This is a genomic window from Paenibacillus sp. DCT19 (genome assembly GCF_003268635.1).
Lineage (GTDB): Bacteria > Bacillota > Bacilli > Paenibacillales > Paenibacillaceae > Paenibacillus.
In genome coordinates, this window is sequence record NZ_CP029639.1 from 3,178,983 (window position 1) to 3,203,428 (window position 24,446).

The 24,446-nt window shown below is 41.1% G+C and carries 21 protein-coding genes, 1 pseudogene and 1 other annotated feature; of the genes and pseudogenes, 15 read left to right on the top strand and 7 right to left on the bottom strand.

Annotated elements, in window-relative coordinates; all coding sequences use genetic code 11:
* The first annotated feature begins 244 nt into the window (after positions 1 to 244).
* Positions 245 to 1,204 (top strand): helix-turn-helix transcriptional regulator, encoded by a 960-nt coding sequence (locus tag DMB88_RS14465; RefSeq protein WP_128101909.1) that lies wholly within the window; start codon positions 245 to 247, stop codon positions 1,202 to 1,204.
* A gap of 227 nt (positions 1,205 to 1,431) precedes the next feature.
* Complete coding sequence (locus DMB88_RS14470) at positions 1,432 to 1,620, top strand: hypothetical protein (protein WP_128101910.1); 189 nt, start codon at positions 1,432 to 1,434, stop codon at positions 1,618 to 1,620.
* Between the two features lie 293 nt (positions 1,621 to 1,913).
* Here DMB88_RS14470 and DMB88_RS14475 read toward each other — a convergent pair whose 3' ends face one another.
* Positions 1,914 to 2,531: a TetR/AcrR family transcriptional regulator gene (locus tag DMB88_RS14475; protein WP_128101911.1), complete on the bottom strand. Its 618-nt coding sequence runs from the start codon at positions 2,529 to 2,531 to the stop codon at positions 1,914 to 1,916.
* 130 nt (positions 2,532 to 2,661) lie between these two features.
* Here DMB88_RS14475 and DMB88_RS14480 point away from each other — a divergent pair, with 130 nt between their 5' ends.
* Positions 2,662 to 3,426, top strand: a complete 765-nt coding sequence (locus tag DMB88_RS14480; protein ID WP_254438580.1) for an alpha/beta hydrolase — start codon at positions 2,662 to 2,664, stop codon at positions 3,424 to 3,426.
* Between the two features lie 69 nt (positions 3,427 to 3,495).
* Here the strand turns inward: DMB88_RS14480 and DMB88_RS14485 are convergent, their stop codons facing one another.
* The gene (locus DMB88_RS14485) at positions 3,496 to 4,713 is read right to left on the bottom strand and encodes an NAD(P)/FAD-dependent oxidoreductase (protein ID WP_128101913.1); all 1,218 of its coding nucleotides are present in this window, start codon (positions 4,711 to 4,713) and stop codon (positions 3,496 to 3,498) included.
* Positions 4,714 to 4,814: 101 nt separating this feature from the next.
* A complete protein-coding gene (locus tag DMB88_RS14490; protein WP_128101914.1) occupies positions 4,815 to 5,945 on the bottom strand; it encodes a GerAB/ArcD/ProY family transporter in 1,131 nt (376 codons plus the stop codon).
* A gap of 154 nt (positions 5,946 to 6,099) precedes the next feature.
* Positions 6,100 to 6,352 (top strand) — a binding site (T-box leader).
* A 69-nt stretch (positions 6,353 to 6,421) separates the two neighbouring features.
* Between DMB88_RS14490 and trpS the strand changes: the two genes are divergently transcribed.
* Complete coding sequence (gene trpS, locus DMB88_RS14500; RefSeq protein ID WP_128101916.1) at positions 6,422 to 7,408, top strand: tryptophan--tRNA ligase; 987 nt, start codon at positions 6,422 to 6,424, stop codon at positions 7,406 to 7,408.
* Between the two features lie 64 nt (positions 7,409 to 7,472).
* On the opposite strand, the gene DMB88_RS14505 is transcribed toward trpS, so the two are convergent.
* The 3 genes from DMB88_RS14505 to DMB88_RS14515 all read right to left on the bottom strand — a co-directional run bounded on the left by DMB88_RS14505 (position 7,473) and on the right by DMB88_RS14515 (position 11,095).
* Positions 7,473 to 9,182 carry an AraC family transcriptional regulator gene (locus tag DMB88_RS14505; RefSeq protein ID WP_128101917.1) on the bottom strand — a complete coding sequence of 570 codons (1,710 nt, stop codon included), beginning with the start codon at positions 9,180 to 9,182 and terminating at the stop codon, positions 7,473 to 7,475.
* A gap of 200 nt (positions 9,183 to 9,382) precedes the next feature.
* Entirely contained in the window at positions 9,383 to 10,330 is a 948-nt protein-coding gene (locus tag DMB88_RS14510; RefSeq protein WP_174715291.1) for an ABC transporter substrate-binding protein, read from the bottom strand.
* A 135-nt stretch (positions 10,331 to 10,465) separates the two neighbouring features.
* Positions 10,466 to 11,095, bottom strand: a complete 630-nt coding sequence (locus tag DMB88_RS14515) for a GNAT family N-acetyltransferase (RefSeq protein ID WP_164848695.1) — start codon at positions 11,093 to 11,095, stop codon at positions 10,466 to 10,468.
* Between the two features lie 135 nt (positions 11,096 to 11,230).
* Between DMB88_RS14515 and DMB88_RS14520 the strand changes: the two genes are divergently transcribed.
* The 5 genes from DMB88_RS14520 (at position 11,231) to DMB88_RS14540 (ending at position 17,051) form a co-directional block, all read left to right on the top strand.
* Positions 11,231 to 11,791, top strand: coding sequence for a TetR/AcrR family transcriptional regulator (locus DMB88_RS14520; protein ID WP_128101919.1), 561 nt, complete (start codon positions 11,231 to 11,233; stop codon positions 11,789 to 11,791).
* Between the two features lie 294 nt (positions 11,792 to 12,085).
* Entirely contained in the window at positions 12,086 to 13,384 is a 1,299-nt protein-coding gene (locus DMB88_RS14525; protein ID WP_128101920.1) for an NCS2 family permease, read from the top strand.
* A gap of 213 nt (positions 13,385 to 13,597) precedes the next feature.
* Positions 13,598 to 14,581 (top strand): alpha/beta hydrolase, encoded by a 984-nt coding sequence (locus DMB88_RS14530; protein ID WP_128101921.1) that lies wholly within the window; start codon positions 13,598 to 13,600, stop codon positions 14,579 to 14,581.
* A gap of 79 nt (positions 14,582 to 14,660) precedes the next feature.
* Positions 14,661 to 15,650: an alpha/beta fold hydrolase gene (locus DMB88_RS14535; RefSeq protein WP_254438581.1), complete on the top strand. Its 990-nt coding sequence runs from the start codon at positions 14,661 to 14,663 to the stop codon at positions 15,648 to 15,650.
* Between the two features lie 189 nt (positions 15,651 to 15,839).
* Positions 15,840 to 17,051, top strand: a complete 1,212-nt coding sequence (locus tag DMB88_RS14540; RefSeq protein WP_128101923.1) for a multidrug effflux MFS transporter — start codon at positions 15,840 to 15,842, stop codon at positions 17,049 to 17,051.
* 201 nt (positions 17,052 to 17,252) lie between these two features.
* Here DMB88_RS14540 and DMB88_RS14545 read toward each other — a convergent pair whose 3' ends face one another.
* Entirely contained in the window at positions 17,253 to 18,200 is a 948-nt protein-coding gene (locus DMB88_RS14545) for a DMT family transporter (protein WP_128101924.1), read from the bottom strand.
* A 167-nt stretch (positions 18,201 to 18,367) separates the two neighbouring features.
* Here DMB88_RS14545 and DMB88_RS14550 point away from each other — a divergent pair, with 167 nt between their 5' ends.
* The 6 genes and pseudogenes from DMB88_RS14550 (at position 18,368) to DMB88_RS14580 (ending at position 24,403) form a co-directional block, all read left to right on the top strand.
* A complete protein-coding gene (locus tag DMB88_RS14550; RefSeq protein ID WP_128101925.1) occupies positions 18,368 to 19,210 on the top strand; it encodes a LysR substrate-binding domain-containing protein in 843 nt (280 codons plus the stop codon).
* Positions 19,211 to 19,351: 141 nt separating this feature from the next.
* A pseudogene (gene rarD / locus DMB88_RS14555) lies at positions 19,352 to 20,229 on the top strand (EamA family transporter RarD).
* A gap of 975 nt (positions 20,230 to 21,204) precedes the next feature.
* Positions 21,205 to 21,489: a DUF4258 domain-containing protein gene (locus tag DMB88_RS14560; protein ID WP_128101926.1), complete on the top strand. Its 285-nt coding sequence runs from the start codon at positions 21,205 to 21,207 to the stop codon at positions 21,487 to 21,489.
* A 104-nt stretch (positions 21,490 to 21,593) separates the two neighbouring features.
* Entirely contained in the window at positions 21,594 to 21,845 is a 252-nt protein-coding gene (locus DMB88_RS14565) for a hypothetical protein (protein WP_128101927.1), read from the top strand.
* A gap of 826 nt (positions 21,846 to 22,671) precedes the next feature.
* Positions 22,672 to 23,865 carry a chromate transporter gene (locus DMB88_RS14575; RefSeq protein ID WP_128101928.1) on the top strand — a complete coding sequence of 398 codons (1,194 nt, stop codon included), beginning with the start codon at positions 22,672 to 22,674 and terminating at the stop codon, positions 23,863 to 23,865.
* A 160-nt stretch (positions 23,866 to 24,025) separates the two neighbouring features.
* Positions 24,026 to 24,403 (top strand): hypothetical protein, encoded by a 378-nt coding sequence (locus DMB88_RS14580; protein ID WP_128101929.1) that lies wholly within the window; start codon positions 24,026 to 24,028, stop codon positions 24,401 to 24,403.
* Positions 24,404 to 24,446: the final 43 nt, after the last annotated feature.

The following is a 24,446-nucleotide window of genomic DNA, read 5'->3' on the forward strand; positions in this document are numbered from 1 at the left end:
AGACGGACTTAATCTTGCTACGATAAGGGGATTTTTTTATGTATTGAACCATGGATTGTGCCCAAAACCGAGCTGCTATACTTAGGAATTAGAATGGGTTATATTGGAACAATAGTCGATTGAGGTGATTAAATGACAAACAAGAAGCTTTTGTCATTGTCACGAACAACAAGGTTAGTGTCAAAGAGCAATGTAATTAAATGAATAAAAGTATGATTTCTTACATGGTTAGTGGGGAAGAACAGTGAACAAAACGGAACGGCAGTTCGCAATAACGCTCGAACTTCAGCGCAATAATAAGATGTTGAGGGCGGAGGATTTGGCTGCTCAATTCGAGACTAGCGTGAGAACGATATATCGGGATATGCAGGCATTGAGCGAGGTAGGAGTGCCTGTTTTCGGAGCTCCCGGACAAGGTTATGCCTTGATGGACGGGTATTTTCTCCCGCCAGTTACATTCACCGCAGAAGAGGCTGTAACGCTACTGTTAGGTACGGATTTTATCTCACAGAGGCTTGATAACAAATACAGTGATGTAGTTGAACAAGTACAGCGAAAGATTGAAGCGGTTTTACCTGAAGGAGTACGTGAGGAGTCGACTCGTATACGCGAAACGATGAAAGTGATTCATGCGGGTGAACCGCAGATTGATGAAAAGGTGAAGAGCTATCTAAGCCAGGTACGCCAAGCCATTTTGGAGAGACGAAAAATACGGATGACCTATCTGAAAAAAATAGCTGAGACTGATGGAACTCGTATGAGCATACGAGAGGTCGACCCCTATGGTTTGACACTTGTTCAAGGGAATTGGACGTTGATCGGACGTTGTGATACCCGTAAGGATATTCGACACTTTCGTTTGTCACGAATGACAGAGTTGTTTGTCTTGGAATCACATTATGTTATGCCGCTGGAATTTCACCTTAGTAACTATCGTCCACAGGATAAGAGAAATCAACGAATAACGGTTAGAGCGAATGTTGAAATAGCTGACAAAATTGCGGAGACGGGTCACTTTTATATCGAGGCTATTGAGAAAAAAGACGATAGTCTTCTGGTAACTTATCGTGTCCACGATCCAGAAGAGTTGGTGCCTTATATTTTAGGCTGGGCAGGTGATGTCGAGGTGATTGAACCTCAGTCTTTATGTGAACGAATACAAGAAGAGGCCACTCGGATTCTTAAACGCTACTTACCCATTTGATCGAGGCTGGAGTCATCCTAATAATTTGAAAATGAAGGGTAACTTGACAGTATATTCGGTGCTAATTTATAGTTTATATAAATCTGGAGTTACAATTTGTACCAAGGAGAGCCTGCGTTTAAACAGTTATGTTGAACGTTATATCGATAGCATTTCATGATACAACAGGGCTCGCAGATCAGGTTTTATTTTTCAGCATGAGTGATGACGGAAAGGGGAATAATTCAATGCAAGCATCGGAGAGAACATGTAATGATTGTGGTGGAACTTCGTTCGTTGAAGCGATGGATTTTATTAATCTGCGCCCAGTGAATCAAAAGATGTCGCTTGGTTCTGAACGAGTGTACACCATCTGTCTTGATTGCGGTGAGGTTGTATCCATTAAAGTGAAGAACCCGGAAAAGTTGAAAAAATAAGATTACATTTACTCGCCTAACCACAGGCAGTTATATTCAGATTGAAATCATAGATTCACCCGAAGTCGCTCATGGAGCGGCTTTTTTGCTGCAGATTTACAATTTACATAAGAACCACACACCATAGCTTCTATGAAAAGCGGAACGACGAGAAATTCCGTTCTAAGAACGAAAGCTCCCGTCGATCCACAAGCTAGCAAATGGCTCAAGATCATGCATAAGTTAAATCCTATCCGATCGAGCTACCAATGTATGCCACCATAGAACAGTCATTCGTTCATTTATTCCTTCATTCAAGTTACCTTTGCGCCCTGCCAGAAAAGGGATACAATCTTTTGGGCGAGAGCGAGGTGGGATTCATACTTTTGCGGGTTGTTTTCACGATTTCCCATTAACATTAAGGTCGAGAAGGTCTCCGCCAAGAACATGGGATCTTCTTCACGAAGGATCTGCTGATCCATAGCGAGCTTGAAATGGTTAGCCAGCAATTCATGGATCTGCTGCTCAGCTTCACGGATTTCCCGAACTTGCTTTTCATCAAGAAAAGACTCAGCTTCTCTCATCATCGTTTCAATCTCCGCATGGGGGTTCGCTAATCTGGCCTCGGCCAATCGCACCAAACCATGCTCAAGATGCTCGGCTTCGTTCAGCAAATGTGAAGTGACCTTTCGAACATTGTTAAGCATTGTTGTCATGGCGACCTTGAATAGTTCGGGTTTACTCGCGAAATGATAATAAATAGTAGGTTTGGATACACCGCATTGTTTCCCGATCTGTTGAAGTGAGACCGCTTCATAGCCGGATTCCTTAAACAGTGTGGAAGCTGTATAAATGATCGTCTGCTGTATGGATATATCATTGTAATCCTGTTTAGGCCTTCCCCGTAAACGTTTTACTGGTTTCTCTGGCATTGCATTCGCTCCTTCACATGAATATTTTATGACAAATTTCGATCATTAGCAAAATTCTCTTGTAATTTTACTTACCGGTAAATATAATTTAAATGTAATGAAATTCGTAACAAGTAAAGGTGGTTATATTTTGAAAACGGCGCAACGCATGAGCAGATGGAAAAAAATACTGATATGGACAAGCGTGATCGTCGTTGCCCTTGTGGTTGGATTGTTTGTGTACCTATCATCGGTGACATACAGCCCATCCAAACAAGCTGAAGCAGCTATGCAAAGTGACGGACAGGTATTGGTCACCGAAGTACAACAAGGCTATCGCTTTGAACCTCAGGGAACGGAAGCTGTGGAGCCCAATATCGTTTTTTATCCCGGAGGTCTGGTGGAACCAACCAGCTATTCCCCGCTAGCAAGAGCAATGGCTGAACACGGTCACAGGGTATATATTGCCAAGATGCCTCTGAACCTGGCCATATTTGGACTAAACAAAGCAGATACATTCATTGCTGAACATCCAGATGAAGCATATGTAATTGGTGGTCATTCACTTGGTGGCGCATTTGCTTCACGCTATGCTGCGGAGCATGCGGATCAGCTTGAGGGAATTTTCTACTTGGCTTCCTACGCTGACGACGGTGGCAGCTTGAATAGTACCAATTTATCTGCATTGCAAATTACAGGAACCGATGATGGCGTATTGAACTGGGAAGAATGGGAGAAAACAAAAAACAATCTTCCGAAGGATACGACATTTGTCAGCATAGATGGAGGAAACCACGGACAATTTGGATCGTACGGCATGCAAAAGGGAGATCGTACACCTGAAATCACTGAGGATGAGCAGCTCAAACAAGTTGTTCAAGCGCTGGATAACTGGTTCAACTCGTTTAACAAGTAAAGCGAAAAAGGCCCGAATGAGTGAACCTGCGTGGTTACCATTTGAGCCTTTTTTTATTATAGAAGCTGGTTAGTGAGCGATGAGTGGTCTGCTTTGCAGATAGATATCCCAATCGGGACTTGATCCTGTTACGATTTTATCGGCAACTATTTTGGCTAACACACCGTTATACACCGTGCCATTATCACCGTATGCCATAATGACATAACAATGTGGGTATGATTCATATTGACCGATTATAGGTAACCCGTCGTGTGTTCCACCGTAGAAAGCTCCCAAATAATATTCCGGTTCTGCCGGAATGTCCGGAAACAATTGATTAAACTCATGAATGAGTTTGTCTTTACTTGCTATAAGCTTAGAATCCCTTGTTGTGGCGTAGGCTGTGTCCTTGTCCATACCCCCGATAATTATTCGATTGTCTGGCGTTGTGCGCATGTAGACATAGGGCCGGGCAGTTTCCCATATTAATGTTCGTTTATACCAGCTCGACCAATCTTCAATGGGCTTGGTAATGACAGCATAAGAGCTCGCGAGCGAGGCGTTTTTCTCCACTTTAAACTCACGATCTTCATAACCGGCGGCGATGATAACATGTTTTGCCCGAATTTCATGACGCTCCTTGGTGTAGAAAACGGCATAGTCTTGTTCAAAGCGTTTACCTGTTATTTCCGTATTTTCGTACATTAAACCGCCATTAGATGTTACTTTCTCAAGCAGCCCATATACAAACTTTAGCGGATTCATCTCAGCATCATCATAATAGTACAGAGCGCCTGCTTTTTGAAAAGGGTACGCCTGCTTGATGCGATCTTCATCCCACAGATCAACCTTGAATCCGTATTTCTGAAGCAAAGCATATTCTTCGTTTAGAGAAGAGACATCTTCCTTGTCGCTTGCATAGTACAAGCTGTCACGTCTGATAAAGTCCGGATTAATAGGCAGCTGGCTACTGAGTCGCTCAATGTCATTGATCGATTTTTCACATAGTTTAAGATGACGAGCAGCCATTTCTTCACCAAAGGAATTACATAGCGATACAAAGCTCTTCTCACCGGCATATTGAATCAGAGCTGTATTGGTGCTGGTGCTACCTTCTCCAGCTTTTCTTTTGTCCACGATCACTACTTTTAAACCTTGTTCACTAAGGATGTTCGCGCACTGGGCACCTGAACTGCCAGCACCAATAATGAGTACATCACAGGATAGGTCTTCTTCTAGCTTAGGATAAGAGGGTGCGTTAACAACCGTTGTTGGCCAGTACAATTTTCCACTTTGCAGATCCATACCAAGTCTCCCTTATATATAATTCGGTATGTAGTATTAGCATTATGATGCAGCCCGATGCAACGATGTAATAACCATTAACACCTATGAATGGATTGGCTTTAGCCTGAGTTTAAACCAGAGCCTTCATTAGACGATTGCTTACCTCCTTTTTTACGAATGATGCTGATGATCAGCAGCAGTAATGGCATCAGACCAAATAAAAAGAGGGTCATATTTCCAAGAAAATCACCTAAGGCGAACGTTTCTTCTAGATTTTTCGGTAAATAGGCGATGATATATAGTACAGGCAGCAACGCATATTCCAGACCTGTGATATTTTTGAGACGAAACAAATCTCGAATACCCACGGCGGCAAAATAGTGCTTAAACGCATACGTTGCAAAAATTTGCATGAGCCAGAAGACGATAAAAAGCGATTCGTACCGCTCAAAAAATACGCCTTCAATTTCGAAGCTACGTACCATGTCAAATGTTGGCCAAGTACGAGTCTCAATGCCTGGCAAAGACAAATTTCCTACGACCATGACAATGGTAACCAGATAAATGATGGTACAGATAAGAATGCTATATATAGCAGCTTTATTGCTGGTTTTGACGTCTGCCATGAGTGCTGTAATGATCAATAACACTTCATAACCGGAATAAGACAGAAAGGAAGGCTTAATTCCTTTTAGTACAGGCAGAATCCCTTCACCTAGAAGCGGTCTGAGATTACTAAGCTCAAACATCCTGCTGCTTAGAACAAAAACGACTGCTAACAATAAGAGGGTGACGGGTAATACAATTTCAAAAACACGGATGATTACTTTAAGACCACCGCTAATCATGTAAATACCGATCCATAAGCTGACCATAATGGTAACCCAGCTTGGTGTACGTTCAAGAATGTACATGCTTGTAATTTCAGCCATCACTCGAACTTCGAATGAACACAGAATAACAAAATACATAATAATCAACAGTCCAATAAGATAGGAAACCCATTTACCTGTAATTTCAGGTGTAAACTCAAAAACGGATTTGCCAGGAAATCGGCGACAAAGTGTAACGAGTAAAACACTTACTAATGCTACTAATACACCTGACAAGATGATGGAAATCCACACATCTGGTGTTTTTACTGCTTTACTAATTGTGCGAGGTAGTGTTAAAATTCCGGCTCCAAGGATCGAATTAATAACGACAATGACTACCCCAGATGTGCTGATCTTCGATCCGGACTGTTTCATGATCTCACCCCAAGCTGGAGAATTTTTTAGTAGCATTCCCCAGTGTAGCTTTTTTATGTAAAATGGGGTTTGGTGATGTACATCGTGATTTACCTTGTAAATTGAAGCTTGATTTTTGCTTTACATTCGGATAATATGTATTTTAATTTAGTAATAGTTAGCAATGAATGGAAAGAGTAATTGCATTGAATCGTCCAAGCGAGCCGGCGAATGGTGAGAGGTCCGGTACGAGAATGTGTAATGAATGGGTCCATTCGCTTCAATCCGAACTTCGCATGGCGATCAGTAGGCGTTGACGGTATCCCTCCGTTATCCATGGGAACCCTGTTAGTCGTTTTGACAGGTGTGAGTGCAGCCGAGAGGCTGAATTCGGGTGGTATCGCGGAGTCTAACACTTCGTCCCTTTTAGGGATGGAGTGTTTTTTGTTTTTCATCGGTTAGGTAATGAGAATTTCAGTGAACTAGGAGGAATGACAATGAAACAGAGAATTTTATCGGGTATTAAGCCGAGCGGTGACTTGAACATTGGAGGGTATGGTGGTGCTTTAAGTCAATTTATTAAGTATCAACATGAGTTTGAGTGCTTTTTCTTTATTCCTGATCTACATGCGATCACGGTGTATCAAGATCCAGAAGAATTACGGCGGCGGTCACGAGAAATTGCAGCATTTTATATTGCGGCAGGTGTAGATCCTGCTAAAGCATGCATATTTCTTCAATCCCAGGTTGCAGCACATCCTGAGCTTTCATGGTTGCTGGAAACGCAGGCTAGCTTTGGAGAGTTGAGTCGGATGACACAATTCAAGGATAAATCAGAGGGCAAGGATGTTGTCAGCTCTGCGCTGTTTACCTATCCCGTCCTAATGGCCGCGGACATTCTACTCTACCAGGCGACACATGTACCCGTAGGGGAAGACCAGAAGCAGCATTTGGAACTAACGCGTGATTTAGCCGAACGGTTCAATCATCGCTTTGGTGAAACATTCACCCTACCTGAGCCCATTATTCAAGAGATTGGATGCCGGATCATGGGACTGGATAACCCGTCGAAGAAAATGAGTAAAAGCAACCCGAATCTTAGCAGTTATGTGCTGCTCTTAGACTCACCTGAGATAATCAAGAAGAAATTTGCTCGTGCAGTCACGGATTCTGAAGGAAGCGTATATTACAATTGGGAGACGAAACCTGCCATTAGCAACTTAATTGAAATCTACTCTGTATTCTCAGACGAATCAATAGAGAACGTTGTGAAAAAGTTCGACGGACAGGGTTATGGTACATTCAAAAAAGAATTAGCTGAACTGGTCGTTGAGAAATTAGTCCCGCTTCAGAATCGATTCAAGGAAATCGTGAACTCGGCACAGTTGGATGAGATTCTTAAGGATGGTGCTGAACAAGCAGCCATACAGGCGAATATTACACTTACCAAAGCGAAACAGGCGATGGGATTAATCACATTTTAGATAACACATTGGTTATTTCTATTGCTATATCAATTGAACAAACACGAGGTTCTTTCCATATATCCTAAAGTATTCTCCTTTGTATTTTCGGATTTGTGAAGATCGATGGTAGAACAGACAATAACCTTTCACGGGTGATTGGATCGTCATAGTTCCAACTAGAATCTAACCAGTGAACGTTGTAAGGTGACGATTTTTCTGAAAATAACGGAGTGATAAATTGCAGGTCTGATGGATTGGACAGTACAAAGTTGCGGTCGCTTAGGTACCGGCTAATTTGATTAAGTTCAATTTGCACCCACAGCATGCCCTCTTGAATGAAGTGGTTAACAGGTGCAGGGGGACGAAAGCCAAGGGATTCATATAACGTAGCCGCAAACCCGTTTTGCCCCATGACATAGACATTTTTGCCCAATACAAGATATACCGTAGCGTGTTCTCCCACATGATATTGATCGGATAATTGACGCCGTAGACGCCGTATATTTGCCTCATATCGGTTAATCCACTGTTCTGCTACTTTATTTCGATTAAAAAGATCGGCGATGTAAAGTAACCGTTCGTAGGTGGTGTTTCTACCAGAATATACAATAGTTGGCGCTATGGCATCTAATTGTGACAGTTGACGTTCACAATAATTGCCTAACAGCATAAGATCCGGTTTTAACGGTGAAACCTGCTCCGGGGATGCTTGTAATCCGATATCTAAAATGCTGTGCAGCTTGTTTTTGTATATAACTTGCGACTTCATCGTAGCAATACCTGCTCCAATTGGCATAATGCCAATGGCAAGCAACTCACCGATTGTATTGGTTCCAGTTGCAACGATGCGATTAGTCGTTTCGGGAAGCTGTACCTTCCGACCAAGAGAATCAGTAACAATTCTTAGGTGAGTACGCGAAAAAATATTGGCAAACTCACGTGGTGCATAGCCTGTGAATTGATGAAAGCGCCGGCTAAAGTAGTATTCATCCTTAAATCCGACTTGCTTCGCGATTTCTCGTAATGTTTCAGACGAACGAAGCAACAGGTTTTTGGCATGCTTTACGCGTAGTTCTGTCAAATATTCAATCGGTTGTTTACCAGTAATTGTCTTGAATTTTTTGCTGTACTGCCATCGAATCATTCCTGTCATCTCGGCTAGGTATTCTACTGTCAATTCTTTGTTATAATGCTGCTCCATGTGCAGCAAGGATTGGTGTACTGCTTTTTCCTGATCTACTGAAGGGTTAGCTTGCTCCAGTTGAGCCATCATACCAAGGATTAGTTGTAGTTTAGCCTGAAGAATAAGATATTCCGGGGCAAAGGTGGGAAGTGGCTGCTCTTGTGTGCGAACTTCCCCGTGTTTTTGCACATGGACATTTCGTGGCCAGGAGCATTCCCAATCCTCGCCTACCAGTGTTGTTTTTAAGATGGACATAGGTAATTTGTACGGATAACCAGAAATAAGCGTAGCATATGGAACTCGACGCAGGATCAGACCGTCTACTTCAAAATTTTTAAAGGTAAACCACGCTACTCTTGCTTGAGAATTGTCTGTTTCAAGTCGGTAGATATGCTGATAAGAAAGGATAATACAGCTACCTTGGCGCAAAATTTGGGTAACGTTATCGATATGCAGGCGAACACCATGATCCATGATGATGAGTAAGGTACAGCAATCCGCATGATTATTCTCAATACGTATATTCTGAAGGGTACTCTCTGACGATAATGGGGTAGGACAAAGTAGAGCATACTTCTGTAATTGTATGTAAGGGGAAATATTGTGCATTCAGATGCCTCCTACTAGTGATAATTATTCTCAATAAAAGCATCTTATCATAATTAATCCTATAACGACTATCTATACAATGTTTTATTCTCTTAAAGTGACCTGTAGCTACTTTTTCGGATCTTGAAATATCAATAATTTTACTGAAAAAAATCCCCATAGCCAAAGAGCGGGGATCCATTCATAATTTTGAATTCAGATTAACGATTCATCCATTTCGGCAATTCTTTAAGTAGCTGCTCCAGTGCTAAAAGGTTATCTGTATTCCAATCCGCAGAGGCGGTGTAGACATGTCCTGCTTTAACGGCCGGCAAGTTTTTCCAAAGCGGACTCTTCTGTAAATCATCTGACTCTGTTTTGCTTTCGTTATTGTCCTGAGTGAGGACAAACAGATGGTCACCTGCATATTCAGGTAACAGTTCTTCTGACAACTCGATGAAAGTATACTTTTGAGAAATTATATTTTCTTCTACAGCACGCGGAACAGCAAATCCATGTTCCTGATATAGGACTGCACCGAGAGAACGATTACCCATCACATAGAGCTGTTTGCCGAGCTGTAAGAACACGGTTGCTGTTTCGGCCTCTGTTAATTTAATTTGATCCCACATCGCTTGAGTTTCTGAATCAAATTTGCTTATCCATTGCTCCGCTTCATCCTGTTTACTGAAAATGGTACCGAGTTCTTGTACACGTTCTTTGTATGGTAAAGCTGAGTTAAACGGAATGGTAGGCGCAATCTTGGAGAGTGCCGTGTTTCGTTCAGCATCCTGCGAGTATCCATTCAAAATTAAGTCAGGTTGTAAAGAAGCAATTTTTTCAAGATCGCCAGGATTCCCGACATCTTGAATATCTGTCAATAGACCTTCAGAAAAAATGTTATTCACATTGACAAGATTAGCTCCCACTACCGGTATTTTCATCGCTAACAGATCTTCAAGTGTAGAGCCTAGGTAGATAACCCGTTGTGGATGAGTGGGAATTTCGATCTGTTCATCTGTTTGGGTTGTATAGCTTTTTATTGCTGGAGTGGCTTGCTCCGCTGGTTGCGGATCAGTATTCTCTGACTGGCTGCACGCAGCCAATGTCGTTAACAGAAGAAGCAATCCCACCCATAACATTATATTTTTTTTAAATGCGTTATTCATATCTGCTGCCCTGCTTTCTTTTTTTTTGATATTGATAATGATTATCAATTACATTTTTTATTATAGACAGCAGTAAGAAGCGTTACAATGAACAAATAGCTACGATTTTATTTGGACAAATGTCAACATTTTATCTTAAGAGGAGTGGATAATCTGCTGAAAACTAAAATTTGTAATTGGATGATTACTCACTCCAATATTGTATTCACTAAAAACGCTAAAGCCGTTCTTCTCATAGAACCGTTTGTTTAGTTCAGTATGAGTGACGAGTGTGATACGACCTCCTCCTTGCTTGCTGATATGAGGGAAAATAAAGGAATGGAACAATGAGCTTCCTAGCCTTTGCCCCTGAAAACCATTAGCAACAGCTAGCGAATCAATGTACCAGGTATCTTTGCCGTAACGCTGACAGGCTTCTTTCATTTTATTTAATGTCCTCAGAATATAAATCAGTTTTCTTACCCCAACCTGGGCGGTCAGTTCTATTCCACCATTAAAGAAATATTGGAAAAAGTTTGGTCCATGTTCACCTCTTTTTTTTAGCAAAACAGCAGCAACGATTTTTCCTTCTAATACACAGACAAAGCAACTGTTCTGTTGATAGTATGATTTGGTATTTATATAATTCAGTTGATACAATAGCTTCTTATAGTCCTTATCAGACTTCAACATAAGTGGAAATAATGGATAATCCAGAAATGATTCGGTAAACAATGAAGCGACTTCGTGTAATTCATTTTTAGTAGCTAAGCGATATAATTTCATGGGCATCTCCTTTTTATTGAGTGATCTTATTGTTATTGTAATGAGCCAACACACCATAAAATATAGTGAATTTTAAGGTTTCTGTTCAATAATGAACAGAAGGATTCTAAATGTTCAGAAAATGAGGTTATCTATATGGGAGATCGACGATCAAAGAAAACGAAAGCAGCCATTAAACAAGCTTTTCTAACACTTTTGAACCATAAGATGTTTACCAAAATAACCATATCTGAAATCTCGGAGCTTGCCGACATTGGTAGAGGTACATTTTATTTGCATTATGAAGACATTTACGCCCTGTTTAGCGAAATTGAAGGTGAGATGTTTACTCAGCTTGATCAGTTTTACAACGATTCGTTCCCATATCAAGATCATCAAGATGTTCTACATTTTATTAACAAATTAACAGCGTACATTTATCAGAACAAAACCTTATTTCTTGTTCTGACTAATTCAGAAGATAGACTTATGACCTCTGCAAAATTCAAGTATTTTTTCAAAGATAAAATTCTGCAAGAAATGCTCGAACGCGACAGAGCTAAAAGTAATAGGACGTTGTTTGGGGAAACGGAAAGTTTGTTTATTGCATCTGGTGTTCAAGGAGTTATAGAGGATTGGATCATACGCGGGATGAAGGAGAACCCCACAGATATGTCAATTGCGATCCAGAAGTTGTTGCTCAAATTAGAAGAGTGAATCTGTTTGTAGTGGAACCTAAAAAACGAATAATATTACAAAATTAATCTAAATAGTTCGTAAATAATGTGAACAAATCGATTAATTCATTGACAATGACTGTTAAATTTATTAATATTCGAAATGGACATCAGGTTAACACAGAGATGGGTAAGATTATTTTTGGTTAAAAGCTTAGCTTTTAAATCCTAATGACGAATATAGGAGCGAATAGTTAACAATCCTATACGAAGATTAGGATTTTTTGATGTGTGGCTTAGGTTAATACTATGAAGGTTGGAGGCTGGCTTTACCATGGACAACTGGTTCAAACTGAAAGAAAGAGGCACGACTGTTTCAACAGAAATTATTGCAGGGATTACGACATTCTTCACGATGGTATACATAGTGATTGTAAACCCAGGAATTCTAAGCAGCACGGGTATGGACTTTAATGGTGTATTTATTGCGACTATTCTGGCAAGTATTGTTGCAACTCTAATTATGGGAATCTGGTCTAACTACCCGATTGTCTTGGCACCAGGAATGGGTCTTAATGCATTCTTTGCCTACAGTGTCGTTTCTGGATATGGCGTTTCTTGGCAGGTTGCACTTGGAGCGGTATTCATTGCGGGGATTTTGTTCATTATTTTATCAATCACTTCGTTCCGTTACATGTTGCTGGATGCTATTCCAGCGAGCTTAAAACATGCAATCACAGCAGGGATTGGTTTGTTTATTACAACGGTGGGTTTGCAAAATTCGGGCATCATTACCGATTCTGAATCGAATCTGATTACAATCGGAAACTTAGCAGAGCCAATGACGTATCTGACGATTATCGGATTAATTATCACGGTTGTTCTGATGGCTTACAATGTTAAAGGCTATTTATTCATCGGTATGGTGGTTACCGCGATACTTGCCTGGATCTTAGGACTATTTCAGATGCCAGAAACGATCGTATCCATGCCGCAAGGACTTGGGACGACAGCATTCCAACTCGATCTGGCAGGGGTCTTCTCGAATGGCTTGTACACGATTATATTCACATTCCTATTGATCACGTTGTTTGATACAACGGGTACGATGCTTGGTGTGGCTGAACAAGCAGGTCTGCTCAAGGATGGCAAATTTCCACGTTCTCGTGGAGCGTTACTGGCAGATGCGGTTGGTACAACAACGGGTTCATTGTTGGGAACAAGTCCAACATCCGCATATATTGAGTCCAGCACAGGGGTAGCGGCAGGAGGCAGAACGGGATTAACCGCAATTACAGTGAGTGTGTTGCTTGCCGTGACGTTGTTCTTCGCACCAATCGTAAGTGTGATCTCCGGCATTCCGGCGATTACTTCGCCAGCACTCATTATTGTCGGATACTTTATGATTAATGTTATCAGTAAAATTGATTGGAAGGATCTCGAAGAAGCATTCCCGGCCTTCCTCATTATCATTTTGACTCCGCTAACGCATAGTATTGCGACAGGTATCGGTATTGGTTTTATCTTCTATCCAGTGCTCAAGCTGCTTCGTGGCAAAGGCAAAGACGTACACCCGATATTCTACATTTTTGCAGTCTTGTTCTTCATCCAGCTCGTGTTCCTCGATCACTAAACGATGTCATGCTTAAGGAGAATTGCTTGTACACAGGCAGTTCTCCTTTTTTATATGCATTTTTTGGCTTGTTCATATTCAGTTCATATTCCCGTCACGAAGGGGACATCTTGCGTAAGTATACTTTGAAATGTGGATTCAAAATACTCTTTTTGAACCAATTCTTTACATAATGTTGCCATGGTAACATGACAGATATAAGGACAGGAGAAGATGAACGTGGCAGAAACAGTAGAAAACAAAGCAGGAACAAAAGGTCGTAAGAAACGGAAATTATGGTTGAAAATCATTGGAGGTATTGTCGGAGCGTTCGTACTGTTCTTGGGCATTACGTTTATCGTAAATATGATCAGTACCAGTATGGAGAAAGATAAAATTGAATCATATGGTCAATATGTTGAAGTGGATGGAAAGAAAATGAATGTATCTATTCAAGGCAGCGGTGAGCAAACCATCGTACTCCTGCCAGGTCAAGGAACGCCGTCACCGGTACTTGATTTCAAATTGTTGATTGATGAATTAACACCGAGCTACAAAGTGGTGGCAATCGAGCCTTTTGGTTATGGATTGAGTGATAAAACCGAGAAGGAGCGGACGACAGCGAATATCGTTAGTGAAATTCACGAGGCAGTGCAACAGCTCGGCATTGACCGTTATGTATTGATGGGGCATTCCATCACGGGATTATACGGAGTTACTTATGTGAACAATTATCCGGATGAGGTGCTTGCTTTTATTGGTATCGATAGCAGTGTACCCAATCAACCCGGTATGGATGTCAAATTGCCTCTGAAATCGATGCAGTTTCTTCAAACATCAGGTCTGATGAGATTAATCAAAAAAGTGAGCGGGGATTCATATAAATCGCTTGCATATGATGAGCATACCAAAGAGCAGATGAACCTAATCTCTAATCAAGTCTCAAGTAATGATACGATGATCGATGAGCTCAAGCATCTGGGTTCCAATTTCAAAAATAGCGAAAAACTCACCTATCCGAGTGATCTGCCTGTGCTACTCTTCGTGCAATCCAATAACGAACATAATCCACAGTGGATTCCGCTACACGAGGAGCAGGCCAAACATTCTGTACAGGGCAAAATGATTCCAATGGAGGGTTCTCATTACCTGCATCATACGAAATTCAAAGAGATCGCTACAGAATTCAAAGCGTATATGAAAGAAATCTCACTATAAGTGGAAGCATAAATTATAGGAATCCTGACCGTTGATCGTATGTATGCGATTAGCGGTTTCTTTAGAGGAGTTGATGAGTTTGAAACCATCCGTAGTGAAGGAAGGAAGACAACGCAGTAAAACCAAGAGAGTGTTATATATTTTACTTAAAATATTCGCTGCAATCCTTATAGCCATAGTACTGTTTATCGCTGGTGTGTACACGTATAATCAAATCGCTAGTCATTCAGAACAGAAGAGGATTGAACCCTATGGACAACAAGTGTCTGTGGACGGAAAACAGATGAATGTACTCATTCAAGGAGAAGGTGAGGAGACCGTAGTCATCCTCCCTGGTTATGGCAATGCGGCACCTGGACTTGATTTTGAGCCACTGTTATCAGAGTTAACACCTTATTATAAAGTTGTTGTTCTTGAGCCCTTTGGCTATGGACTGAGCGATCAGACGGATAAGGAACGTTCCACGGAACAGATCGTAAGTGAAATTCATCAAGCTTTACAAAGCCTTCAGATTAATCGTTATATTCTAATGGCTCACTCCATTTCTGGGCTATACAGTCTGGATTATGTGAACCAATATCCTGAGGAAGTAAGTGCGTACATCGGCCTGGATAGCAGTGTTCCAACACTGAGCGAACAGAAAATTGATTCATCCGTGACTCAGCAGATTAAATGGTTCCGTAATTTGGGCTTTCCCCGCATCCAATTGATGCTGAGCGATGACCCATATGAAGATCTGCCTTATGATGAAGAAACGAAAGAACAATTGCAAATATTGAGACAAAAAAATATGTATAACACGACGCAATTAAATGAAGCTGTGAGTATGTATTCGAACTTTCAATCAGCAGCACAATTATCTTTTCCACCCAATCTACCTGTCCAGCTCTTCGTTCAAGCCAATCATCCGGTAGTGCCGGAGTGGGTACCTGAACATGAGAAGCAGTTAGCGAATTCTGTTCATGCAGAGATGGTGTTATTGGAGGCAGGGCATTATTTATATCGAACCCATGCCAAAGAGATTGCTGCAAAAGTAAGAGAGTTTACAGGAGCATTAACGGTACAATGATTTTGAGCATGTGATCCCAGATGAATAGGCAACAAAACAGGAACGGACGGCTCGCATGTCTTCACTTGCGGCTCGTTCGTTTTTTATATTTAAAATTAATGATTGTAATTTTCATAGGTTCAACTTTAAAATATAACGATGTGTATCAATTTATTTAAAAATATAGATGAAGTGGAGACTCTAGGAATCATGACAAAAAGAAAGCAATGGAATGTGATTGGTCTAGCTCTATTATTGGGCGTATTTTCAACGTTAGGACCATTTACAATCGATATGTATTTACCGGCGTTTCCCGAAATTGCAGCCATGTTCAACACCAATGCATCGCTGGTTCAATTCAGTCTTACGGCTTGTTTGTTGGGGTTAGGTGTAGGACAGCTCGTTGTGGGGCCGATCAGTGATGCTCATGGTAGACGTAAACCTTTATTGATCTCAATGGCAGCTTATATTATCTGCTCGTTAGCATGTGCGTACTCTCCTAGCATTGGCATGTTAATTTTGTTCCGTTTCACACAAGGATTTGCTGCTTCCGCAGGGATCGTTATTTCTCGCGCTATTGCTCGTGACTTGTATAGTGGTCATGAACTGACTAAATTTTTCTCTCTATTATTGCTCGTAGGAAATCTCGGCCCTTTGGCAGCTCCAATTGCAGGTAGTGGGGTGCTCACGTTCACATCGTGGCCGGGTGTGTTTATTTCCCTCGCGATCCTCGGCGTTTTCTTGTACATCATGACGCAATGGCGTCTTAAAGAGACGAATCCACCTGAAAAGCGCGTCGCGCCTAATTTTAAACTTCAACTTCGTGGTTATGGTACAATGCTGCGTGATCGCAAGTTTGTTGGTTACATGCTGGCACAAGGTATTATGACCGCTGGGGTATTCGCATATGTGGCAGGTACACCGTTTATTTACCAGAACATATACGGCGTAAGCCCGACCGTATTCTCCATATTGTTCGCATCGAATGGAATTAGCTTAATCATTGGCTCGCAGATTGTGGGACGCATGTCACACCGTATTCCTGAGCAGACGCTTCTATTATCCGGACTGTGGCTTGCGCTCATATCAAGTGTTGTCGTTGTTGCGGTAACGATTGCTCAAGGGCCACTGTTTGCTCTGGTTATCCCATTGTTCTTCTTCGTATGTTCGATAGGTATTACGTCAACTGCAGCATTCCCGCTCGCTATGGAAAGCCAATCCAAAATGGCTGGTAGTGCAGCAGCGCTTCTAGGTGTCGTACCTTTTGTATTAGGAGCTTTGGTTGCTCCAATCGTGGGTATTGCGGGAGAGGACACGGCTGTTCCGCTCGGACTTACGTTGTTAGGAACGAGTATTGTCGCAGTTGTTACTTACTTTGTGCTAGTAGCGAAAAAAGGCCAGGACTCCGCTCAAACCCATTAAGCATTATTTGTGAATTGTACTAATTTTCAATTGTAAAATTTGTCTTTGGATAGTGTAATAGTGCGGATAAATGAATCAAGCATGAGTGATCTGCTGATTCTTAATCCGCACTCATTTTCATTAAAGCTTAAGTATAGACTGATGAATCAACTCGTATCCCTCTAAAACTCTCCCATACATATGATAGATTAACAACTTCATTTAAACTGATTCTCCACGAACACGCGTCTTACTCACAGATTTACGCTGGAAAAGGTTATTTTGGATTAATGCAAAAATGACCAGCAATGCACCATAAAATTCGTTAAGACTGACCGAATAGCCTTGAAACGACATCACGACAAAAGTGGTCACAGGAACCAAGCTGATAAACAAGATGCCGTTAACAGGTGAGAGCATTTTCATTCCTGCATTCCAGCTTAATAAAGCGATCGTTCCAGGGAAAAAAATCATAAATAACATCTCGTATTTAATGGACAACAAGTCATTCCAGTGGGGCGCGGGAAGCCATTGCAACAGCGTGGCCGATGTTACGATGACGAACGAAACGACCGTTCCCAGCAGGCAAGTCAGTGTAGAATATCTCAGTACAGACCACTGGGGAAAGGAACCCCCTCCGAGTGAATAAACAACCCAGCCTATCGCTCCCATAAAGATCAGTAATACAGGAAGAAGATGATCTCGTGCCATCATGAAAAATGAAAGATTGCCATTGGTGATCACAAGTAAAGCTCCGATCAGAGCAATGGTCATGCTGGTCAGTGTGGCTTTAGCTGGTGTGCTTTTGGTTCGATACCAGAGGATCACAATCGTAATCATTGGCATTAGCGCTTCCATAATTGAGGCTACAATTGTACCTGACTCTCCCATCAGATCTTGTCCAGAGAAAATCATGAAATTATATAATGTGAATCCCATCGTTCCATAAAACAACAGCTTGCGGCTGAGACCCTCAAACCGAAATGCCTGCTTTCCTTCCTTAAAATACAGCAATACAACAAGAATAATGGTGACAAATAAATAGCGGTAAAACGAAAAATATAGTGGGTCCATTCGTTGTAATGCACTGTGTGCCACTGGAAACATAGCTCCCCATGACATACTGGCAATCAGACATAACAACGTCCCTATTCCAACCTTCTTACTCATTTGTATCCTCCCTAATGCTATCAATTCAACGTGATTTATGTTACGTGACAGGCGAGAAGGAGTAAAATGATTGTAAATGCTATTTATCATCATTTAAAATGATACTTATACGAGCTTGATATGATCGATAAATACAAGATGGACGAGACTGAGATGGGGGAAGAGCAATGGACATCAATGACCTACGAATCTTCAAAACGGTCGCAACGCGAGGGAGTGTAAGTCAGGCCGCCTTGGACTTGAACTATGTTCAGTCTAATGTTACCGCCAGAATCAAACAGCTTGAAGCTGAATTACAGACGGCATTATTTGTTAGACACAAACGCGGAATGATCTTAAACTCAGAAGGCAAGCGATTGATGGAATATACGGAAGAGATTCTGACGAAGTTCGACGAAATCCAATATGCTTTTCAAACTACGGAAGACCCTCGGGGGATTCTTAACATCGGGATTGTGGATACGTTGACGAATTTACCTGGCATATTGTCGCCATACATTGATAGATATCCTCGTGTTGAACTCTCCTTACATGCAGGCGTTAGCGAAAATCTGTTTCAAGATGTGTTGAATTCCAGGCTGGATGGTGCATTTATGACGGGGCCAGTCAATCATCCGTTGATTGAAACACATCATGTTTTTGATGAAGAATTAATTATCGTTAGCAAAAGTGATCAATTTGATATCGAACACGCTTCAACCATACCATTGTTGTTATTCAACCAAGGCTGTGGTTATCGAGAAAGGCTGGAAAGCTGGTTAAGATCAGAGGGCATTATGCCTCGTAAAGTGATGTCATTTGGCACCTTCGAAACGATCATGGGAAGTGTTGCTGCCGGCATTGGCATCACTATCGCCCCCAAATCGTCAACTCGTACATGGATTGATGCTGGAAAGTTGTATGGGTACGATATCCCTGAAGAATTTAATAAGATCTCTACCGTATTCATCCGAAGAAACGATATTTATTACACGAATACACTCCAATCGTTTGTTCAGACATTGCCGTAATGAGCAAGGGCGGTGGTTCATTGTGCCATACACTCGAACCAGAGGACCTTTCTGCTGTCAGATTATTGTCTTTACTTACATATGGAATGAGGCGTATAATCCGTTCAGACATCATAGAGAGAAAAGAGGAATTCATTCGTTATGAACAACGGTTTGGTTAACGCTATTATTGCGTATATCATGTGGGGGTTCTCCCGCTTTATTGGAAGTTGTTTAATCATGTGCCGGCAGGTGAGATTCTGTCGCATCGGGTAGTCTGGTCATTTGTATTCATGGGTATTCTTGTCGCGATTCAGCGCCGCTGGGGCGAGATGAAACGGATTATGGCTAATCGTTCGCAACTGTTAGCACTCACCGCCAGCGGGTTGTTGATCGCTGCCAACTGGCTGATCTTCATCTGGGCAGTTAACAACGGGCATGTGGTGGAGACAAGCCTAGGTTACTACTTGAACCCGCTATTGAACGTGCTGTTAGCGGTGTTGTTCCTTCGTGAGAAGCCCAATCGGGGTCAATGGCTCGCCATTGCTATTGCTGGAATAGCAGTGCTCATCATTGCGATCGACTACGGGCGCTTCCCGTGGGTTGCAATCTCCTTAGCTGTATCCTTTGGGTTATATGGCCTAGCGAAGAAGAAAATCAAGCAAGATGCTTCAGTTGGTTTGCTTTCAGAGACGGCTGTCGTTCTACCCATTGCACTGGGTTACTGGATTTACTTGGGGATTGTCGAGAAGACAACGGCTTGGACGCTGCCGACACCGATGTTCCTTGAATTACTTCTTTCTGGAATCGTAACGGCGTTGCCGTTGTTGTTCTTTGCCCGGGCAGCTGCACGGTTGTCACTATCTACACTTGGATTCGTGCAATACATTGGACCAACGATCATGCTGGTACTCAGCGTATTTGTGTTTAAAGAAGCCGTATCACCGGTTCTACTTGTTGGCTTCGGATTCATTTGGATTGCACTCATCGTTTATGCTACGGCATCGATTCGTGCCACTAAACTCGCTAAGGTAAACTAAGACTAGATGCATCATAACATCTCAATGGCTCACTCCGCATAATCAGCGAAGTGAGTCATTTTTTGTTGTAAGCCCCTGTTAGTCTAAATAGGACTAATAGGTAAAGTACGTTTTTTATCATTATAAGAAATTGTTGAGATGGGCAATCCAACAAAAATTGAGATGTGTACTTTATATTATAATCTACTTTATAAAATTGTTCTAAAGGTGGGACAGCTATGCTTCATAATATAGAAAAAGTACAAATAACAGTTTCCAAAATTAACACACTTTGTGTAATTAACGGTTGGCATTCAATACCCCGTATACAAGTTTGAGACAAGGATGTTTCATTCGACGGGCACATGATGTGTTTCTGAAAATATGAAAAACAAAAGTAAAATTTCCTCGGGAAAGTTCCTACTCAAGTTAAGTCAACAGGAGTGCAAGAATTTAGTAGAGAAAATATTACATACACCTTTGTCTACTTTCTTTAATACCGGCGGTGTTCTCTTTAAGTAGGAGAGGTAAAAAATAGTGGAGACGTTAAATTATATTATAAGTCCCTTTTACCATTGGAGATCGGTGGAATCCTGAAAATTATGGTGAACAATAGACTAGAATTGATCGACTGCGACGACTTGACGAAACTATGATCTGTTCACAGGACTTGAGATTCAATTCTTAGGTCAGGAGTTCAAATCACCTGTTTTTTTCAGAAGTGGTTAACGAGTGGGAAACACATCAAGATTTCTTAGATGAATTACAATCTACATTCAGCATTTTAAGTCTCGGTCCTGACTTATAACTCACATTTGTTGGCATTGAAAAATTGGAGGATAGTGATGCAGACTTGTGAGAGTAGCTTAGCGAATATTGGCTAGAAAACTTTTTTATTATTGATCAGTTTATCGTTAGTACCTTTTGAATTCGAGTTGACTATATTATTTATGATATAATATTTTTATTGGCGTAGGGGAAAGAGGTGAAATCGCTTTGAATGAACCAGTTGCAACGGATGAGCTCATGATACTCATTCCGAATCTAGCATCACAAGGTAACATCGAGTTATCTTTCCATGCTGAACAGAGGCTTAATCAGCCAGATAGAAATTTCACTTTTGAAAAATTGTTATTGATACTTAAAAATCCCAAGACAATTACGACTGAATGGGATGAGAAAAGGGGGGAATACAAGTATAAAGTAAAAGGAAGAAGACGCCACGCTGTAGTAACGCTTATTGTCAGCAATACATATATCAATGTGGTCACGGTGTTTTAAAGCCGTGACTGCAATTTTCTTAATTATTACATAACTGTAGGGTATAATATAAGATGGTTGTTAGGTTTGATTCTAATCAAGGTACATATCAGGAGGTAGGAATCATGTCAGATTTCAAAGAGGCTCATAATAATGACAAGCTATTCAAGCAAAATTTAATTAGTGAGTTCATTTCAACTGAAAAACAGAATGATTATAATAAAGCAGTGGAATATTCAATTGATGACTTAATGGAAGTAATAGAGGCAGTAAAGGATAAAAGCGGTATATTTGACACTGATCAAAAAATAGAAGATCAACTCAAAATTTTCTTAGAAGAACATACTGTAAGATTATTAAATATAATTAAAAAATAGATATTACATATTTTTTTGAGAGGCATCTTTCACTCCGGTAATGGACTTATTAAATAGATTAAAAAATAACGTATGTATAAAATTAATGGACGTGTTCAAATTGTTACAATTAGCGTAGTTGATTTAATTAAGGTAGTGGTAAGACAGGTGTGCTAATGAACTTACAATCAAATTAATTGAGAACAAGTACATCTTATTTTACTCCATACCTAGACGAAGCAACACATATTAATCAATTATGTGAAGCTCAAAAGTTCTATGAACCATGAGTACGAACAATCTTGATAGTGAGACTTATTATGAATTGGCAACGGATGTTGCTTTTCATCATCCTTAAATAAACTATTTTCAAAACCTCATGAAAGGAATTGTGTAATATTGAGTCGTGAAAATAACATCATTATTTCACCATTAAATAATGACTTAATAGAGGATATCAATACGACAAATGATTATTTTGAGTTATGTGGTAGAGTCGTCCCCAGCTTCCAATCAGGAAAGTGGTCATATACTGAAGTTCTTTTTGACGAAGCCAGAAAATACGTTTTCCAGATGAGAAGCTTGAATGGAACCAATAAATAAACCAAGACGATAAAGCTTTGTTTTTAGCTTATATGAACAATACTTGCATCGGATACACCGTACAGTCGTTCCAACATCGGAATGGCTGTTTTTTTTTATATGTATCTTCTTGAAATCCATCACCTTGTATAAGAAATGTTATCATATTGTAATTTTTTTGCAGATGTGTTGTGAGAGCTTATTCGTATATGTTAGCATCCCATATAGACATGAAATAAGTAGAGAAAGAGTGGTTAACCCAACCATGAAGAAGCGAGGTTTACTTACATCGTTACTTGAGATCTTATGGGTATCAACGAAGTTAGGTTTGACATCATTTGGTGGACCTGTTGCCCATTTAGGTTATTTTCATCAAGAATATGTTCGAAAACGAAAATTGATGGACGAAAAAAGTTATGCTGACCTCGTTGCTTTGTGTCAATTTTTGCCGGGGCCTGCCAGTAGCCAGGTAGGGATTGGGATGGGAGTTATGCGGGCTGGAGTATTGGGAGGCATTGTTTCATTTCTTGGTTTCACCTTCCCCTCGGTCATCATGTTAATTCTATTTGCATTAATTCTTCAAGGGATGGATGTAAGTGGTACGGGTTGGATTCATGGATTGAAAATCGTTGCTGTCGCCGTCGTTGCACATGCAATTATAGGCATGGCTCAGAATTTAACACCGGATCTCAAAAGAAAAGCTATTGCCTTACTCGCTATGGTCATTACATTATTGTGGCAAACCGCGTATTCTCAAGTCGTCATTATTATTGGAGCGGCGGTCATTGGTTTCCTAGTATACAGAGAACATCATCAACATGAAGTGGATTCAGAGGATCGGGTTCGCTTTCCGATTAAACGCAGCGTTGCAGTGGTCTGTTTAGTGTTATTTGTGGGCTTATTAATTCTACTTCCTATTCTAAGAGAAGTGACTTCGATAAAGTGGATTGCAATGTTGGACAGCTTCTACCGCTCCGGATCTCTCGTATTTGGCGGCGGTCATGTTGTCCTACCCCTACTTGAACGTGAGTTTGTATCCACAGGTTGGATTAGCGAGGAAGCCTTTCTCGCAGGTTACGGCGCAACTCAAGCCGTTCCCGGACCGCTGTTTACCTTTGCCTCTTATCTAGGTGCAGTGATGTATGGATGGGGTGGAGGGTTGTTAGCAACCGGTGCTATTTTCCTACCTGCATTTCTATTAATCGTAGGAACCCTTCCTTTCTGGGACGCAATGCGTCGTAATCCCAAAGCAAAAGCAGCTTTTGTGGGGGTAAACGCAGCAGTAGTTGGTATCTTAATTGCAGCATTTTATCAGCCCATATGGACAAGTACGATTGTGAACCCGCTTGATTTTGCGTTTGCAGCGATCTTATTTAGCATGTTAGTCTACTGGAAGTTGCCACCATGGGTGATCGTGTTGGCAGGTGCGGTAGGTGGAACTCTGATTACTATGTTCTAGGTATGGATGCAGGCATTACAAATGCGTGCTGGGACAACCATCAAATCTACCTTGAATCTAAACGGGAGATAAGTCTCTCGTGTGGGCTGAAGTCACATGTTATACTTGGAGGAAAATGATTCCAAATGATCTTCCGTATTCATATTAGGAGGCGGTTATATTGACGACGGTTGTCATACTGATCATTGTTGCATCTTCATTAGTTACGAGTGGTATTGTGGTAGGTGTCGTTGTAACGCAATTGAAAGCTCAGCGTGGTGCGATTCATAAACGTAAACAAATTCTGTTAGAGGGGATTCCAGCGAAGGCTTTGATCCGTGCTGTGCATCCGACATCATCCTCTATGGACGATAACCCAGCAGTTACTCTTGAACTAACCGTTACGCAACAGGATGGACAGACCTTTCCAGTGGTTATTAAGACGTACATTCCCTTAATACATATTCCTCAATTTCAAGAGGGTAAAGAGATTGATGTTAAATATATGGAAGGGGAAAATGGACGAAACGTTGAGGTCGTAGGTGCTTACATTCCATAACTTGATTGATATATATGAAGCATAGAGTGCTGTGAAGCAAGGG

What these genes read in the sequence shown, in the direction of transcription:
- DMB88_RS14520 (WP_128101919.1), top strand. Translation starts at nt 11,231, where the DNA reads ATGGGAGATCGACGATCAAAGAAAACGAAAGCAGCCATTAAACAAGCT.
- DMB88_RS14545 (WP_128101924.1), bottom strand. Translation starts at nt 18,200, where the DNA reads ATGAGTAAGAAGGTTGGAATAGGGACGTTGTTATGTCTGATTGCCAGT.
- DMB88_RS14550 (WP_128101925.1), top strand. Translation starts at nt 18,368, where the DNA reads ATGGACATCAATGACCTACGAATCTTCAAAACGGTCGCAACGCGAGGG.
- DMB88_RS14470 (WP_128101910.1), top strand. Translation starts at nt 1,432, where the DNA reads ATGCAAGCATCGGAGAGAACATGTAATGATTGTGGTGGAACTTCGTTC.
- DMB88_RS14510 (WP_174715291.1), bottom strand. Translation starts at nt 10,330, where the DNA reads ATGAATAACGCATTTAAAAAAAATATAATGTTATGGGTGGGATTGCTT.
- DMB88_RS14505 (WP_128101917.1), bottom strand. Translation starts at nt 9,182, where the DNA reads ATGCACAATATTTCCCCTTACATACAATTACAGAAGTATGCTCTACTT.
- DMB88_RS14490 (WP_128101914.1), bottom strand. Translation starts at nt 5,945, where the DNA reads ATGAAACAGTCCGGATCGAAGATCAGCACATCTGGGGTAGTCATTGTC.
- DMB88_RS14475 (WP_128101911.1), bottom strand. Translation starts at nt 2,531, where the DNA reads ATGCCAGAGAAACCAGTAAAACGTTTACGGGGAAGGCCTAAACAGGAT.
- DMB88_RS14540 (WP_128101923.1), top strand. Translation starts at nt 15,840, where the DNA reads ATGACAAAAAGAAAGCAATGGAATGTGATTGGTCTAGCTCTATTATTG.
- trpS (WP_128101916.1), top strand. Translation starts at nt 6,422, where the DNA reads ATGAAACAGAGAATTTTATCGGGTATTAAGCCGAGCGGTGACTTGAAC.
- DMB88_RS14530 (WP_128101921.1), top strand. Translation starts at nt 13,598, where the DNA reads ATGAACGTGGCAGAAACAGTAGAAAACAAAGCAGGAACAAAAGGTCGT.
- DMB88_RS14485 (WP_128101913.1), bottom strand. Translation starts at nt 4,713, where the DNA reads ATGGATCTGCAAAGTGGAAAATTGTACTGGCCAACAACGGTTGTTAAC.
- DMB88_RS14575 (WP_128101928.1), top strand. Translation starts at nt 22,672, where the DNA reads ATGAAGAAGCGAGGTTTACTTACATCGTTACTTGAGATCTTATGGGTA.
- DMB88_RS14565 (WP_128101927.1), top strand. Translation starts at nt 21,594, where the DNA reads ATGTCAGATTTCAAAGAGGCTCATAATAATGACAAGCTATTCAAGCAA.
- DMB88_RS14515 (WP_164848695.1), bottom strand. Translation starts at nt 11,095, where the DNA reads ATGAAATTATATCGCTTAGCTACTAAAAATGAATTACACGAAGTCGCT.
- DMB88_RS14525 (WP_128101920.1), top strand. Translation starts at nt 12,086, where the DNA reads ATGGACAACTGGTTCAAACTGAAAGAAAGAGGCACGACTGTTTCAACA.